General features: G+C 39.6%; 13 protein-coding genes and 1 tRNA gene. 5 read left to right on the top strand and 9 right to left on the bottom strand.

Features of this window, described 5'->3' with window-relative positions:
- The first annotated feature begins 182 nt into the window (after positions 1-182).
- The 4 genes from G7Y45_RS13180 to G7Y45_RS13165 all read left to right on the top strand — a co-directional run bounded on the left by G7Y45_RS13180 (position 183) and on the right by G7Y45_RS13165 (position 5130).
- Complete coding sequence (locus G7Y45_RS13180; protein ID WP_005777683.1) at positions 183-1391, top strand: MFS transporter; 1209 nt, start codon at positions 183-185, stop codon at positions 1389-1391.
- A 180-nt stretch (positions 1392-1571) separates the two neighbouring features.
- Complete coding sequence (locus G7Y45_RS13175; RefSeq protein WP_005806024.1) at positions 1572-2372, top strand: patatin-like phospholipase family protein; 801 nt, start codon at positions 1572-1574, stop codon at positions 2370-2372.
- Positions 2363-3421: a Gfo/Idh/MocA family oxidoreductase gene (locus G7Y45_RS13170; protein ID WP_165017235.1), complete on the top strand. Its 1059-nt coding sequence runs from the start codon at positions 2363-2365 to the stop codon at positions 3419-3421. The genes G7Y45_RS13175 and G7Y45_RS13170 overlap by 10 nt, the downstream gene beginning before the upstream one ends.
- 11 nt (positions 3422-3432) lie before the next feature.
- Positions 3433-5130, top strand: coding sequence for an alpha-amylase family glycosyl hydrolase (locus tag G7Y45_RS13165; protein ID WP_165017238.1), 1698 nt, complete (start codon positions 3433-3435; stop codon positions 5128-5130).
- A 69-nt stretch (positions 5131-5199) separates the two neighbouring features.
- On the opposite strand, the gene G7Y45_RS13160 is transcribed toward G7Y45_RS13165, so the two are convergent.
- The 6 genes from G7Y45_RS13160 to G7Y45_RS13135 all read right to left on the bottom strand — a co-directional run bounded on the left by G7Y45_RS13160 (position 5200) and on the right by G7Y45_RS13135 (position 11530).
- Complete coding sequence (locus G7Y45_RS13160) at positions 5200-7212, bottom strand: alpha amylase C-terminal domain-containing protein (protein WP_005806019.1); 2013 nt, start codon at positions 7210-7212, stop codon at positions 5200-5202.
- Positions 7213-7279: 67 nt separating this feature from the next.
- Complete coding sequence (locus tag G7Y45_RS13155) at positions 7280-7948, bottom strand: DUF2461 domain-containing protein (protein ID WP_005777676.1); 669 nt, start codon at positions 7946-7948, stop codon at positions 7280-7282.
- A gap of 287 nt (positions 7949-8235) precedes the next feature.
- A complete protein-coding gene (locus G7Y45_RS13150; protein WP_122142084.1) occupies positions 8236-8832 on the bottom strand; it encodes an aminotransferase class IV family protein in 597 nt (198 codons plus the stop codon).
- Complete coding sequence (locus G7Y45_RS13145; protein ID WP_206265671.1) at positions 8816-9799, bottom strand: aminodeoxychorismate synthase component I; 984 nt, start codon at positions 9797-9799, stop codon at positions 8816-8818. Before G7Y45_RS13145 ends, G7Y45_RS13150 begins: the two co-directional genes overlap by 17 nt.
- A 120-nt stretch (positions 9800-9919) precedes the next feature.
- Positions 9920-10657, bottom strand: a complete 738-nt coding sequence (locus G7Y45_RS13140) for a hypothetical protein (RefSeq protein WP_032531477.1) — start codon at positions 10655-10657, stop codon at positions 9920-9922.
- 174 nt (positions 10658-10831) lie between these two features.
- Positions 10832-11530, bottom strand: coding sequence for an SOS response-associated peptidase (locus G7Y45_RS13135; RefSeq protein ID WP_005806010.1), 699 nt, complete (start codon positions 11528-11530; stop codon positions 10832-10834).
- 222 nt (positions 11531-11752) lie between these two features.
- Here G7Y45_RS13135 and G7Y45_RS13130 point away from each other — a divergent pair, with 222 nt between their 5' ends.
- A complete protein-coding gene (locus G7Y45_RS13130) occupies positions 11753-13414 on the top strand; it encodes an IS1182 family transposase (protein ID WP_209377328.1) in 1662 nt (553 codons plus the stop codon).
- Between the two features lie 189 nt (positions 13415-13603).
- Here the strand turns inward: G7Y45_RS13130 and G7Y45_RS13125 are convergent.
- The 3 genes from G7Y45_RS13125 to G7Y45_RS13115 form a co-directional block, all read right to left on the bottom strand.
- Positions 13604-13677, bottom strand: a tRNA-Arg gene (locus tag G7Y45_RS13125).
- A 90-nt stretch (positions 13678-13767) separates the two neighbouring features.
- The gene (locus tag G7Y45_RS13120; protein ID WP_005777659.1) at positions 13768-15222 is read right to left on the bottom strand and encodes an AbgT family transporter; all 1455 of its coding nucleotides are present in this window, start codon (positions 15220-15222) and stop codon (positions 13768-13770) included.
- Positions 15212-15940: a DUF5932 domain-containing protein gene (locus tag G7Y45_RS13115; RefSeq protein WP_122130627.1), complete on the bottom strand. Its 729-nt coding sequence runs from the start codon at positions 15938-15940 to the stop codon at positions 15212-15214. Before G7Y45_RS13115 ends, G7Y45_RS13120 begins: the two co-directional genes overlap by 11 nt.
- Positions 15941-15956 lie beyond the last annotated feature (16 nt).

Raw genomic sequence — 15956 nt, 5'->3', positions numbered from 1 at the left:
ATTATTTTATGAACCAAAGATACACAAAAAGTTAGCAAATCAAGATTTATTCCCATGAAAAATAATAGTTCCCTTTCATCCGCTGACGATTCGGCTATTCTTTAATTTAGACTCACTCCTATGCTACTTACTTCTTTGTTTTTTATACCTTTGCATCCGATTTTAAATAAGGTATAGAATATATGGTACAAAATCAGGTCCAACCGGTTCGTAGGATTGCATTTCCTATATTGATCGCATTAAGTATTTCTCACTGTTTAAATGATCTTTTGCAGGCTGTCATTTCGGCTGTATATCCTCTCTTTAAAGAAGATCTCTCGTTAAGTTTTGCTCAGATTGGATTGATAACTCTTGTTTACCAGATGTCCGCTTCCGTGTTTCAACCACTGACCGGTCTTATTTTTGACAAACGTCCTATAGCATGGTCACTTCCCATCGGAATGAGTTTCACACTGGTAGGTATGTTGAATCTGGCTTTTGCATCCAATTTACACTGGTTGCTTGCATCCGTTTTTATTATTGGAATCGGTTCTTCTGTCCTTCATCCCGAAGCATCACGTATAACCTTTTTAGCTTCAGGAGGAAAACGGGGATTAGCGCAATCACTCTTTCAGGTGGGCGGCAATTTGGGCGGATCATTAGGCCCTTTGTTAGTGGCGTTGTTAGTGGCTCCTTACGGCAGGCATTATATTGCTTTGTTTGCAATTCTTGCTTTAGCGGCTATCTGTGCAATGTTCCCTATTTGTCGGTGGTACCGGGCCTATCTGAACCATCTTAAAAAACGTCCCATACTTGCAAGAACCTATATTGAACGCCCGCTCTCTCCAGGCAAAACAGTGTTTGCCATTACGATACTGATGATCTTGATCTTTTCTAAATATATTTATATGGCGAGTCTGAATAGCTATTATACTTTCTATCTGATACATAAGTTTAATGTAAGTATTCAGCAATCACAACTCTTCTTATTTGTATTTCTGGTAGCTACTGCCATCGGTACATTAATGGGAGGCCCTATCGGTGATAAGGTCGGGCGCAAATATGTAATTTGGGGATCAATCCTTGGCACAGCACCGTTTAGTTTGTTGATGCCACATGCCGGACTTGTATGGACTGTACTTCTTAGTTTTTGCGTCGGACTGATGTTATCGTCCGCTTTTCCCGCTATTTTGCTTTATGCGCAGGAACTGCTTCCTAATAAATTAGGGCTGATTTCGGGACTTTTTTTTGGATTTGCATTTGGTGTTGCCGGTATCGCCTCTGCTGTCCTTGGCAATATGGCCGATAAATTTGGAATCGATGCGGTATACAATGTTTGTGCATTCATGCCGTTATTAGGATTGGTAACTTGGTTTTTACCGGATTTAAAAAAAACGAAAAAAGAAAAATAAGAATAATTGAAAAGTAGTCTGTATCTGCTTTTTATATTTGAATAAATAAAATCCGGAAGCACTTTTCCGGATTTTATCCTTTTTAATGCTATTTTCTACCAGTTTTTTTCTTATATCAATTCTCCCTCTTAATTATTTTACTAATTTCGTGGCGTACATATATGAATCAAGTAAATGAAAATGGAGAATAACGCATTAACCGGAAAACCTTATAACATTGGATATGCCTTAAGCGGAGGCTTTATTAAAGGATTTGCCCATTTGGGAGTTATCCAGGCCTTATTGGAGCATGATATTAAACCGGATATCATTTCAGGAGTAAGTGCCGGAGCTTTGGCCGGAGTTTTTTACGCCGACGGTAACGAACCCTATAGAGTGTTGGACTACTTTTCCGGACATAAATTTCAGGACTTGACCAAACTTGTGATTCCCAAAGTCGGTTTATTTGCACTGGGAGAATTTATAGACTTTCTGAAGTCGAATCTTAAAGCACAGAAACTGGAAGACTTAAAACTTCCACTTATCATCACCGCCACTGATCTGGATCATGGGCGCAGTATGCATTTTCATAAAGGGAATATAGCCGAACGAGTGGCAGCTTCATGCTGTATGCCGGTATTGTTTACGCCTGTAAAAATAGGAAATACACACTATGTGGACGGAGGGCTTTTGATGAATCTACCGGTTTCTACCATCCGAAATGAATGTGAAAAAGTAGTGGCAGTAAATGTCAGTCCGCTGATGGCAGAGAAATATAAAATGAATATTGTCAGTATTGCCATGCGCTCTTATCATTTTATGTTTCGCGCCAATACGTTTCCGGAGCGCGATAATTGTGATTTACTAATAGAACCTTATAATCTGGAGGGTTACAGCAATACTGAGCTTGAAAAAGCTGAAGAGATTTTTGAGCAAGGCTATAACACAGCTTCCGAAGTTTTGGATCAACTGATTGAGGAGAAAGGAAAGATATGGAGATAATAAAAACCGGATTGGCTGCTTTTGGTATGTCGGGACAGGTATTTCATGCCCCGTTTATCAGTACGAATCCGCATTTCAAACTTTGTAAAATAGTAGAGCGTACCAAGGAACTCTCTAAAGCACGTTATCCGCAAGCAACGATTGTGCGTAGTTATAATGAGTTGACAGAGGATCCCGAGATAGATCTGATTGTGGTTAATACCCCGGACAGCACACATTATGAATATACCCGAATGGCTCTTGAAGCCGGAAAAAACGTGGTAGTTGAGAAACCTTTTACTTCTACTACAGAACAAGGAAAAGAATTAATAGCTTTGTCTGAACAAAAAGGACTAATGCTTAGTGTGTATCAAAACCGCAGGTGGGATGCAGACTTTTTGACAGTACGTGATATTTTTGATAAGTCGTTGTTAGGTCGCTTAGTGGAATATGAATCAACTTTCGCCCGTTACCGAAACTTCATCAAGCCTAACACATGGAAAGAAACCGGAGTATCGGGAGGTGGACTGACATATAATCTGGGATCACACCTGATTGATCAGGCAGTTCAGCTTTTCGGAATGCCTGAAGCTGTTTTTGCCGATTTGGGTGTACTTCGTAATGGAGGAAAAGTAGATGATTATTTTATAATTCATTTGTTACGTCCTTCCTTGGCACCTGATGTGAAGATCACCCTGAAAGCAAGCTATTTGATGCGGGAAGCCGAACCACGTTTCATGTTGCATGGGACGTTAGGATCGTATGTCAAATATGGAGTCGACAAACAAGAAGCTGCCTTATTGGCTGGTGAAATGCCTGGCAGCCCTAATTGGGGAGAGGAATCGGAACAAGAATGGGGATTATTGCATACAGAAATGAATGGAAAAGAAATCTGCCGGAAATATCCGGGTATATCCGGTAATTATGGTGGTTTCTATCAGAATATATATGAACACTTGTGTTTAGGAAAAACGTTGAAAACGCATGCACAAGACATCTTGAATGTGATACGAATAATCGAAGCGGCTTATCAGAGCCATCGGGAAACTAAAATAGTTAATCTTAAATAGCTTTTATAAAAATGAAGAACGAAGAAAAAATGATTATTTATCAAGTGTTTACGCGCTTGTTTGGAAATAATAATAACCACTGCATCAATAACGGAGACATCTTACAAAACGGTTGTGGAAAAATGGCTGATTTCACAGCCAAAGCTTTGGGTGAGATCAGAAAGCTCGGAGCGACTCATATTTGGTATACCGGTATTATCGAACACGCTACTCAGACTGATTACAGAAGATATAATATCCGACCGGATCATCCGGCTATTGTAAAAGGCAAAGCGGGCTCTCCTTATGCCATTAAGGATTATTATGATGTAGATCCGGATTTGGCTACTGATGTTCCCGGACGAATGAAAGAGTTTGAAAACCTGGTAAACCGCACACACAGGGTAGGACTAAAAGTGATTATCGACTTTGTACCGAATCATGTAGCGCGCCAATATCATTCGGATGCACAGCCGGATGGTACCAGCCAACTCGGAGCCAACGATGATCCTAATTACTCGTTCAGTCCATACAATAATTTTTATTATATTCCACAATCGGAATTGCACGGTCAGTTTGATATGACAGGAAACGCAGTGGAACCTTATCGTGAATTTCCTGCTAAAGCAACTGGTAACAATCGATTTGATGCTTACCCGAATATAAATGACTGGTATGAAACTGTAAAGCTGAATTATGGAGTAGATTATCAAAATGGAGGAACCTGTCATTTTTCACCGACTCCGGATACCTGGATTAAAATGTTGGATATTCTTTTTTTCTGGGCTTCCAAGAACATTGATGGATTCCGTTGTGATATGGCTGAAATGGTTCCGGTAGAGTTCTGGGAATGGGCTATTCCACAAGTGAAACAAACCTATTCCAATATTTTGTTTATTGCTGAAGTATACAATCCTCACGAATATAAAAATTATCTGTTTCGTGGTAAGTTCGATTATCTCTATAATAAAGTAGGACTGTATGATACCTTGCGTAACGTGGCTTGTGGTTATGATTCAGCAACTGCCATCACCCGTAGTTGGCAGTCTTTGGGGGGGATTGAAAAGCGGATGCTTAACTTCCTTGAGAATCATGACGAACAGCGCATTGCATCTGATTTCTTTGCCGGAGACCCACGCAAGGGCATTCCCGCACTAATCGTATCAGCTTGCATGAATACGAATCCGATGATGATCTATTTTGGTCAGGAGTTCGGAGAAATGGGAATGGATAGTGAAGGATTCAGCGGACGTGACGGACGAACCACTATTTTCGATTATTGGAGTGTAGACACCATTCGGCGTTGGCGTAACGAAGGTAAATTTGATGGAAAAATGCTAACTGAAGAACAAAAGCATTTATATGCAATTTACCATAAGGTTTTGACTCTATGTAATGAAGAGCAGGCAATATCAAAAGGTGTATTTTTTGATTTGATGTATGCCAATGAAAATGGATGGAGATTTAATGAACATAAGCAGTATACTTTCATGCGTAAGTATAAAAATGAATTGCTGTTTGTAGTCGTAAACTTTGATAATCAATCGGTAAATGTTGCAATTAATGTACCTTCTCATGCCTTCGATTTTTTGCAGATTCCCCAATTTGACTCATACAAAGCAACCGATTTAATGACCGATAAAGAAGAAGTAGTCTGTTTATTGCCTTATAAAGCCACAGAAATAGCTTTAGGAGCATATACCGGTAAAATACTGAAGATTAAATTTTAATTGAATATAAAACAGCCCTTGCAATCTAATCTGTGCAAGGGCTGTTTTTTTATCTGTTTATTCCCATTTTTATTTGGTTCTTTTCAATACCATTGCTGTTCGCGCAGGAATGTAGAGTTTCAACCATTCTTTCTTTTCTTTTTTATACAAAGAATCGGGTAATGTGAAATGCTTCACACTATCATCTGACAAGCCATTGCCTCCATAAACTACATTGTCTGTATTCAATATTACCTCATAAGTTCCGGGGGTTACCAAAAATCCATAATCAGTAAATGATTGTTTCGGATTGAAATTGAACACAAAAATCAAGTCTTTACGTTGGTATGCCAGTACTTGGTCACCATCGTTATGCCAAATTTCCTGTACAGGAGTCTGCTGAATGTTTTTAACGCTCTTGATTACTTTCAGCATGTCAGCATCAAAATCACCTAAATAATGGTAAGTCAGGTTTTTATTATCAACCAAATCCCACTGCCGGCGAGCATATTTACATGACCATCCGTTACCTTCACGCGGGAAGTCAATCCATTCCGGATGTCCGAATTCGTTTCCCATAAAATTCAGGTATCCACCGTTGATCGTACTTGCCGTAAGTAGACGAATCATTTTATGGAGAGCAATGCCCCTATGAACCATATAGTTTTCATCGCCCTTCTGCATATGCCAGTACATGTCGGCGTCAATCAGGCGGAATATGATTGTCTTATCTCCTACTAACGCCTGATCATGGCTTTCGGCATATGAGATTGTCTTCTCATCCTGTCGGCGGTTAGTTACTTCCCAAAACATGCTGGATGGCTTCCAGTCTTCGTCTATCTTTTCTTTAATGGTCTTAATCCAATAGTCGGGGATATTCATAGCCATACGATAGTCAAATCCATACCCTCCGTCTTCCACTTTGGCGGCAAGTCCCGGCATACCGGATACCTCTTCTGCAATGGTAATAGCCTTAGGATTCACTTCATGAATCAATTCATTAGCCAGTGTCAAGTAACAGATGGCATTGCCATCCTGATGCCCATTAAAATAATCTCCATAATTACAGAATGCCTCGCCCAATCCGTGGCTGTAATAGAGCATAGAAGTGACACCATCGAAACGGAATCCGTCAAAGCGATACTCTTCCAGCCAGTATTTGCAGTTTGAAAGCAAGAAATGCACTACTTCGTTTTTACCATAGTCGAAGCAAAGTGAATCCCATGCCGGATGTTCTCTGCGTCCGCCCGGATAGAAATATTGGTTCGGATCACCTGCAAAGTTGCCCAACCCTTCTACCTCATTTTTTACGGCATGCGAATGAACAATGTCCATAATAACGGCAATACCCAGTTCGTGAGCTGTATCAATTAACAGTTTGAGTTCCTCTGGAGTGCCGAAACGAGATGATGCCGCAAAGAAACTTGACACATGATAACCGAAACTACCATAATATGGATGCTCCTGTATGGCCATAATCTGGATACAATTGTATCCCTCTTTGGCAATGCGTGGCAAAATTTTCTCGCGAAATTCATTATATGTTCCAACTTTTTCCTCTTGCTGTGCCATACCGATGTGGCATTCGTAAATCAGCAATGGATCGGTACTGGGTTTAAAGGTTTTCTTTTTAAATTTAAATGGCTTCTCCGGTGCCCATACCTGAGCACTGAATATTTTGGTGCTTTCATCCTGCACCACCCGGTTAGCCCAAGCGGGAATTCGTTCTCCCTGACCACCTTCCCAGTATACATGTAATTTATATAGATCGCCGTGTTTGATAGCGTCAGCAGGCAATTTAATTTCCCAGTTACCATTTTTCAGGCGTTTTAATTTATAAGTAGGTTTTTCTTCCCAATTACTGAATGTACCTACCATGTAAATATGCGACGCATTCGGTGCCCACTCACGGAATATCCATCCTTTATCAGTGCGATGTAAACCGAAATAAAGATATCCGGAAGCGAAGTCCGACAACGTAGATTTTCCCCCATTGGTCAATTCGGCCTTCTTATCCATGGCATGTTCAAAACGTCCGACGATAGCGTCTTTGTAAGGTTCCAGCCAAGGATCATTTTTAATCAGATTAAGAGTCTTTTCCATAAAAAGGATGTATTATTGTGTTTCAGAATTTGTTTTTAGAGTCATTCAGGATATAACTATCCAATCGTTATTCAAAATCATCGATAGTAAAATTCGTAAAGTCAGCAAAGCGTTTGAATTGCCGGAACACCTCTTCTGTTTTATCCAGAATATCAGGAGCCAGGAAAAAACTGTCTGGCACAGAATAAGCACAAGTAAATTCTTTAGGTTTCAAATAATCAATGTATTTGAAATCTTTAGGAAAACCTTTAGGAGCAGTTTTTAGAAAATCTTCACCAACAACTGGAAAGAACTTTTTGAATTCAGGATCTTCCACAATCGAACGATACTCGTCAATGTTATCATAAATAGATTGACGCAATGCTTTTAAAACGTTGGGTGGCAGGCATAAACTACCTCCGGCCAGCATACAACCTTCTGGTTGTATATGTACGTAATAACCACTATGATTGGATTTTTTCCCTTTCGCATTAATATATCCTCCGAAATGATTCTTATAAGGAGTTTTATCAGAAGAAAAACGGGTGTCTCGGTAAATACGATAGGTACAATCTTTGGGTTGAATGCCACGGATACTTTCGTCAAAGAGTGAAATACGGGCAATTACGGAAGAAAGGAAGTTTTCAAATTCTATGCGGGCTATTTCATATTCACCCCGATGTTCATTAAACCACTCACGATTGTTATTCGCAGTAAGGTCTTTTAAAAAACGAAAGATAACAGGTATATTACTCATTGTGTCATTCTTTTCTGTTTATATCCCACAAATATATAAGAATTATTTGTAACTATCCATAAAATTGACGAAAAACAGGTATAAAAAAAGTGTCGGCTACAAAGAGCCGGCACTTTAACACATTTATCAATAAAACAGACGCCTCTGTTTCTGACGTACTTACTTATCACAAGCTGGTACAATCTCTTTAATTAATCTTATATCTAATACTATGAAAAACACATCTATATAACATGCTCCAAAGAGGTTTTGTTCAAACAGACCAGAAATAAACTTGTTAATAATCGTTATATCCGTATGAGATCCTGATTGACATCAATCTTTATCTTACCAAAGTCGATCATTGCGTTGAATAAACAGATTTGAGAGTATTCAAACAACCGCTCTACGGTTATTTCTTTTTCCTTGATTAGATTCATAGCTAACAATGATGCTCTTCGGGTACCTTTGAGGAGAGGTTGTTTTGGAGTATACCATTCACTTCCATCGAAAAGAGCAATATTACCTATAGATGTATCTGTCAGAAGTCCATTCTTGACAATTAGTATGTCGTCTTGTTCCTGTCTGCGAGCGAAAAGTTCATTAATTACACTCCGGTCTGTACTTTTGTAAGTGTAATCGATATCATCCGAATAAACAATCTGTAAAGAATGTACCGGACGTATTTGATAAGACGTATATGTAATCTCCTCTATTTCGCGACCATAGATTACTCTGCACTTCATCACTCCTTCGCTTGATACAGGATAAAGGTATTTCGATAGCTCTAACGCAGGCTGTTCCGGCCAAAAAACTGCACGTGTCCGGTTCATCCGATTCGTGTGATAATCCAGATTATATATTATTCCTCTCTCTATATGTATTGTTTCAATAAATTGGCACATAAACTTTCTGCTTCATTTCATTATATTCACTTTCTAAGTCACTTTTACAGGTAATCCCTCCTCCACTCTTAAAAAACATTTTTCCATCTTGTTCTTCAATGAAACGAATCATGACGGCACTATCCAACTTTTTTCCGTTATAGTATCCGGTAATGCCAGTATAAAACCCTCTATCATAATTTTCCGCCTGTTCTATTATCTCCATCGTTTTATGTTTTGGGGCTCCCGTGATGGAACCGGCAGGGAGAAGCTTGAAAAGAACATCTCCCAAACAGGAAACATAATCTTTCGGCAAAATCCCACTGATTTCCGAACTGGTCTGTAAAATAGGGCCGTGATTTGTATGGAGAGTATCTACATAGCGATAACGGGTTACAGCTACACAATCTGCCACCATACTCAAATCATTCCGTATCAGATCAACAATTGTGGCATGTTCTGCCGCCTCCTTTTCATCCTCCATCAATACCTCCAAGGCAGAAGGTAAAGTTGCGTCCATTGTTCCTTTCATAGGATAAGAACAAATCTTCCCATTCTCTATACGAATGAATATCTCTGGGGAAAAAACGACAAAGCGATTCTTCAGCCAAAGTTTGTATAAAGCTTGAGAATGATAAAAAATATCTTCCAATCCTAAATTTGTAGTGACCGGAGTTATACAGGTGAGATTCGTTAAAAAACTATTTCCTCCCAGAATATTTCTGCGTACAATATCGAACGAAGTTTTATATTGTACAAGCGATATTGGGGTCGGCCTCCATGTTATAGGAGATTGTAAAGGTATAGGTACAGACGTACAGTTGCTAAAGCCATTCAGATTATAAAGAAGCTCAGACGGGTCTATATTATCTATCTGCTCTACAAAAGAACAATCTTGTTTATAGTTTATAATAAACAGAAACGCTTTTCCTGTTTTGGCCAGTTTATTTATACGGTCGATAGCTTCATTTTTACTATAGGATTGCATCATTCTTTTTTTCACTGTTTAGTTCAAGTGACAAACTTACAATAAAAAACAGATGCATACAAAAAAATAGGGTTGCTGATTTTAGCAACCCCATTCTCTTCTATCTTCAGGATAATCTTTTTATTTTATCATTCCTTTTGCTTGATCTTGCATCTGTTTGATTTCAGTTCTATTGGGTGACAAGGTAATTGCCTCTCCCAGGTAGTCTACGGCTTTTTTGAAATCTGCATCTGCTTTGGCTTTCTCGGAAGCATATTTTTCTTTGTTCGAATTTGCTAAAGGAGTTGCTTTCTGCAGAACACTTGCTCCATTGTTATAGAACAAAACTCCCAAGCTATATAAAGCATCAGTCTTCCACTTTTTACTGCTCACGTCAGTTGCATGTTTATAATTCTCTTCTGCTTTTTCAATATTGCCTGCCTGCTGAAATTTCTGCCCCTCTTTTAAATAGTATATTGCATATAGCTTTTCAAGCGTTGCATTGCCTGGAACAGCTTTGATACCTTCTGCCAATGTAGCAATATACTCCTTATTATTCTTCATATCACGATAGGCAGCTGATTTACCGATATATGCATTTGCTAAGTTGTACCCTTTTTTAATTGCAATATCAAAATAGTTGGCAGCTTCATTATATTTCTTTATGTTATCCGCACATACGCCACAGTTGTATGCAGTAACAGAGTCCTGATTATTAGTTAATTTCAGGTATTCGCTATATTTCTCATAAGCAACAGCATAATTTTTTGCATTCAAAGCGTCATTACCTTCATTCTTCAGTTGATTCGGATCAGTAGTCTGCGCAAAGAAATTATTTGCGGTAAAACATAAAGCAAGTAATAAAATAATTTTTTTCATGGTTATTGTGTTTTTTAATTGTTTATCGTTCAAATGTAACACGAATCTTATGTAAACACAATATATTTTTTCATCTTTTGACTTTTTTGAAAAGTCAGTAACGATAGTTATTTTTTTGTTAAAAAAAGTGATAAAATACCAATCTGATAATATTCCGGAAGCCATACACCAACTTTATGCCCGCTGCAAAATACTTTTGTCCGTTGGCATTTTCTTTATAAAATCATTACCTATCGGGTATGCCCCCATTTCATCTGAAGAATATGGTTTAAAGAAATATTCAATATTCTCGCGGGATAATTCAGGATTCAGCCACTGTTCTTCATCTTCCGGTGACAAAATAGCTGGCATTCGGTGTTTAGTGTTATGTATGTAATCCGTTAACGAATTTGTAGCAGTCGTTATGATGGAGAAAGTAGCATGCTGCCTACCCGATTCCTTATCTGTCCAGATGTCATAAATGCCTGCCATTGAAAAGATGGATTCATTTTTAACATAAATATAATAAGGGGTCTTCTTACTCTCTTCATGTCTCCACTCAAAATATCCAGTAGAGGGAACGATACATCTTTTCCTCATTATAGATTCACGAAACGACGGCTTTTCAAATATTGTTTCTGCCCTTGCGTTTAAGGTCATTTTACGCATCTCTTCAGCATCCTCTTCTGTCTTTACCCAAAAGGGAATAAGTCCCCAATTGAATACCTGTATCTCATCAGATGCAGTGATAATCGGATATTTGGGAAAGTTAAAGGCGTTAATGTGATATTGTTCGTTAAGAACATCCCGATATATCTCAATGATATCAGATTTTCGTCCGTAACGTGTAGCCAGTTTTATAGCTTTGGCAGACATTGAATTATGAAAACACATGGTTTAGTAGTTAATAGTTAGTATTTCATTAATATTGGTTATATAACATCCAGATGGCTTTACTTGTTTCCATCCACTACTTTAGTTGTTTTCTAAATTCTTTCTGAGGTTGCGTCAAAACGCTGACACAGCCTCTTTTTATGCGCAAAGCCCAGACTTTCTCAAGCCCGGGCTTTGTTATTACCCAAAGTTTTCGTATCTTTAGGTATAAAGTTTTTCGTTATGGCAAAGTTACATTTTCGTCCTTACATTCCCAACCAAACCGTTCTTTTTCCACAAAGAATTGATGAAAACATAGCTGCGAACGACCCGGTCCGCATCGTGAATGCTGTTATTGACAATCTCAATCTTGAGAGTTTCAAGAAGCTTTATAAGGAAACGGGCCGTTGTCCTTATCATCCTAAAATGATGCTTAAGGTGATAATCTACGCCTACATGAACAATATCTATTCTTGTCGTAAAATAGAGAAGCACCTCCTTCGTGACATTCATTATATTTGGCTTGCCGGTAATGAGCGTCCGGATTTTATCACGATCAACCGTTTTCGTAACCGTGTAAAGGAGGAAATAAATAATGTATTTACCCAGTTGGTTCTTGTCCTTGCCGATAAAGGTTTCATCAGCCTTGATGTGGAGTATATCAACGGCACCAAGATTGAATCCAAAGCCAACAAATATACTTTTGTCTGGCGCAAGACAGTCGAACGGAACCGTACGAGACTAATGGATAAAATCCGTATTCTCTTGGAGCAGGTGGATGAAGCCATTGCACAGGAGAACTCTATAAAAGACACATCCGTGGAGTTTACTCCCTGCAGGCTCTCTGACATAGTGGATGGACTTAAAGAAGCCCTGGAACGCCAGCCTGCAACAAAGGATAAGGAAGAAAAGAAAGCCCTGCGCAAAAAGAAGAAGCAGGTCAGGGAACTTGAAGGGTATCGTGACAAGCTGATAGAATACGACAATCACCTTGATACCCTTGGAGAACGTAACTCCTATTCCAGGACCGATCCTGGTGCCACATTTATGCGCATGAAAGAAGATGCCATGAAGAACGGGCAGACCAAACCCGGATATAATCTGCAAATAGGTACTGAAAACCAATTCATCACAGACTTCCGTCTGTTTCCCAACCCTACCGATACACTGACCCTCATACCTTTTTTCCACTCTTTCCAGTACCGCTATAACCGTTTACCGAATATCTGTGTGGCAGACTCCGGTTACGGTTCGGAAGAAAATTACCGGTTCATGCAGGAGAATGGGATAGAAGCCTTCATCAAGTACAATTACTTCCATAAAGAACAGCGTCCCCGTTATACTCCCAACCCGTTCCATGCCGAAAGTCTCCATTACAATGCCCAAGAGGATTATTACGTTTGTCCTATGGGACAGCACATGAACCGTATAGGAACCAAACGTGACAAGACAGCGAGCGGATACATCACCGAAAGTGCCCGGTATAAAGCAGAAAGATGCGAAGGTTGCCCTTTGCGTGGCAGTTGTTTTAAAGCCCGGGGGAACCGTATTATAGAAGTCAACCACCGATTAAATCAATACAAACGGCAGGCACGGGAAAGGCTGCTCTCAGAAGAAGGTATCAAGCATAGAGGCAGGAGGTGTATAGAACCAGAGGCTGTGTTTGGACAAATAAAATACAACATGGCATACAGAAGATTCCGGCATGTGGGAGAAGACAAGGTTACAATGGACTTTGCTTTCTTTGCCATAGCCTTTAATATCAAAAAAATGTGTGCTAAACTGATAAAAGAAGGAAAGGGGCTCATTATAGTTGCCAAATATATGTTTATGGGACTATTTATAACCCGATATAATTGGAATATAGCAACTTGTTGCCAAATGCATGAGGAAAAAGCAGCATAGCCAAAAGAAAATATAGCAGAACTGTAAAATATAAAAGGAGGTTGTGCCAACGTTTTGACACAACCTCTTCTACCTTTTTGAAGAAATTCGCACGATTTTGATCTGAAACGATATAGTACTAAGTGTCTGATAGCCAGAAAAATGACGAAAGGCAAGCAGTCTTTTTACAGACTACTTGCCTTTACGTTGTGATTCCGAAGCGATTCGAACGCTTGACCCACGCCTTAGAAGGGCGTTGCTCTATCCAGCTGAGCTACGGAACCATCCTTGATTTCGAGTGCAAAGGTAGTGCTTTTTCTGAAATCTCCAAAAGAATCTATGACTTTTTTTACTTACATTTTCATCACACTATTCTATAATCCTAAAGGTAAGCCAGTTAAATACCAAATAAAAAGTAACATAGTCCATCCTATCAATATATATACAGAATATCGCCAGGTATATTTTAAAAGCGAACCATAAGTGGCCTGTTTATCGTATTGTTGCATATAGGTTAATACTAAAGGCATATAAAACATAAATGGGGTAATGGCATTCGTCGCACTGTCACCTATCCGAAAAGCGCATTGCGTCATATCCGGTTCAATCCCCATCCGTGCAAATACAGGTACGAAGATAAAAGCCATAAAGGCCCACTTGGCAGTCGCAGAAACCATAATCAGATTGATTGCAGCAGTGAACAATATAAACAGGATGAGAGTCCATAATGGACCTACTTGCACCGAAGAAAGCAAATTGGCCCCTATGATAGCCACACATTTATCAAGATGTGAATATTCAAGGCAAGCAAACATCTGAGCAGCAAAAAAAGCAATGACAAGATAGCCACTCAATAACTTCATCGGTTTTGCCAGTCCCTCTATTACATCTCCGTCCGTACGATAACGTCCGGAACTAAATCCGTAGACCATTCCCATGATTGCAGCTCCCAACGATAGTAAGAATAAAATGCCCATAATGAAAGGTGAACGTATCAGTCCTCCATTTACTCCCCGCAAAATACCCCAAGATGAAAAAGTAGCCCATAGTATGATTGAGGCGTAGATCATCCCTACTACGATTGCCATAGTCATAGCCCGACGTTCTTTCCGTGAGAGTTGTTTATAGACCTCAGATATTTGCATTCCTTCATATTCTCCCAAAGAAGGAATCAGTTGTTTACAGGTTATTCTATAAATAATAGCTCCAATAATAAATGTAGAAACAGACATGAAATAATAATTGCATAAAGGTCCTGTGTTTCCCTGATATACTCCGGAGTCGATAGCCGCCTCTTGTGTGGTACGTGCTATCAACGGATCCATTGTACTCAACATCACATTGGCACTGTAGCCACAAGATACCGATACGTATGCAGTGATGATTCCTGCTACCGGATTCAATCCAACCGAATAGAATAGAGTAGCTGCTATCGGCAGTAGTATGATATAACCTGCATCCCCCACTATATTCGATAACAATCCCAGGATAATCACCCAAAGAATTATTTTTTTAGTGTTTCTCCGGTTCTTCACTCCCTGTCGGATACAAGCATCGATAAATCCGGAATGTTGGGCTACTCCGATGCCAAACATTGCTGTCAGTACCATGCCCAGTGGTGCGAACCCAGTAAAGTTAGTGATCGCATTCCGCAACATCCAGCGAATCCCCTCCGGACTCAGCAGACTCTGCACACGAATTTCCGCTCCTGTTTGCGGAAGCTGTACCCTTAGTCCATAGATATCGAATATCCAGGATAAAAAGATGACTGCCAGCGTAAACAGGAAGAACATCGTTGCCGGATGCGGAATGCGCCATTTACTCTTCATCGGCTTCCAGATTGTCCAGATCGATAATGCGAAGTTCTAATGCACGAACCACCAGCCGGGTTGCGTTTACTCCCACCCGTTCACCTTGCGGAAACAACCTCCCAATCAAATCGTTTTGCCGTTTTTCTAGTGATTTCACTCCGAAAGGCATACCCTTCAGGTTAGCTATCATCTCTTTGGTATACCCTAAGGCCAAGTGGCGGAGAAACCGTTCGTCATATTCATCGATATCATAGCTTATGACAGCTTCCTGACGTTTAGCGTCATTGCCAACGGATTTTTTAAACCGCTCGACAATCTTCTCCAGAATAGGATAATTAAATACCAGTTTTTTGCCATCCATCACGGCCTGCACATCTGTTTTGGTCAGTAATTCACCTGTTTTCAATATAATTCCATCTGCTCCGGCGTTCAATACATCTACCCATAACTTTTCATTTAGAATTTCTCCTGTGAATATCAGCACCCGCACCCCTGGATAGCGTTTAAATATGTTCCGGCAAATATCGACACCGATCGTCGTAGAGCCTCCCAACCCTAAATCCAGCAATACCATATCGGGTAACTGAGTCTCCATCAAAGGCCAGAATTCATTTTCCGTCATTGCCGTACCAATTACCTGGGCATTCGGTATTTCATGACGGAATATTTCTTCGGTTCCTTTCAGTTCCAGTTTGACGTCTTCTACAATAATTACTTTAAATTTCTTATCTTCCATACTATTATCTATGTAT

Source organism: Bacteroides sp. ZJ-18 (assembly GCF_011038705.2).
Lineage (GTDB): Bacteria > Bacteroidota > Bacteroidia > Bacteroidales > Bacteroidaceae > Bacteroides > Bacteroides hominis.
This window is presented reverse-complemented; position numbering and strand designations above follow the sequence as displayed.

Bases quoted from the DNA above. Each gene is read 5' to 3' on its own strand.
- G7Y45_RS13155 (WP_005777676.1), bottom strand. From the start codon at position 7,948: ATGAGTAATATACCTGTTATCTTTCGTTTTTTAAAAGACCTTACTGCG.
- G7Y45_RS13115 (WP_122130627.1), bottom strand. From the start codon at position 15,940: ATGGAAGATAAGAAATTTAAAGTAATTATTGTAGAAGACGTCAAACTG.
- G7Y45_RS13120 (WP_005777659.1), bottom strand. From the start codon at position 15,222: ATGAAGAGTAAATGGCGCATTCCGCATCCGGCAACGATGTTCTTCCTG.
- G7Y45_RS13140 (WP_032531477.1), bottom strand. From the start codon at position 10,657: ATGAAAAAAATTATTTTATTACTTGCTTTATGTTTTACCGCAAATAAT.
- G7Y45_RS13130 (WP_209377328.1), top strand. From the start codon at position 11,753: ATGGCAAAGTTACATTTTCGTCCTTACATTCCCAACCAAACCGTTCTT.
- G7Y45_RS13145 (WP_206265671.1), bottom strand. From the start codon at position 9,799: ATGCAATCCTATAGTAAAAATGAAGCTATCGACCGTATAAATAAACTG.
- G7Y45_RS13180 (WP_005777683.1), top strand. From the start codon at position 183: ATGGTACAAAATCAGGTCCAACCGGTTCGTAGGATTGCATTTCCTATA.
- G7Y45_RS13160 (WP_005806019.1), bottom strand. From the start codon at position 7,212: ATGGAAAAGACTCTTAATCTGATTAAAAATGATCCTTGGCTGGAACCT.
- G7Y45_RS13150 (WP_122142084.1), bottom strand. From the start codon at position 8,832: ATGTGCCAATTTATTGAAACAATACATATAGAGAGAGGAATAATATAT.
- G7Y45_RS13170 (WP_165017235.1), top strand. From the start codon at position 2,363: ATGGAGATAATAAAAACCGGATTGGCTGCTTTTGGTATGTCGGGACAG.
- G7Y45_RS13135 (WP_005806010.1), bottom strand. From the start codon at position 11,530: ATGTGTTTTCATAATTCAATGTCTGCCAAAGCTATAAAACTGGCTACA.
- G7Y45_RS13175 (WP_005806024.1), top strand. From the start codon at position 1,572: ATGGAGAATAACGCATTAACCGGAAAACCTTATAACATTGGATATGCC.
- G7Y45_RS13165 (WP_165017238.1), top strand. From the start codon at position 3,433: ATGAAGAACGAAGAAAAAATGATTATTTATCAAGTGTTTACGCGCTTG.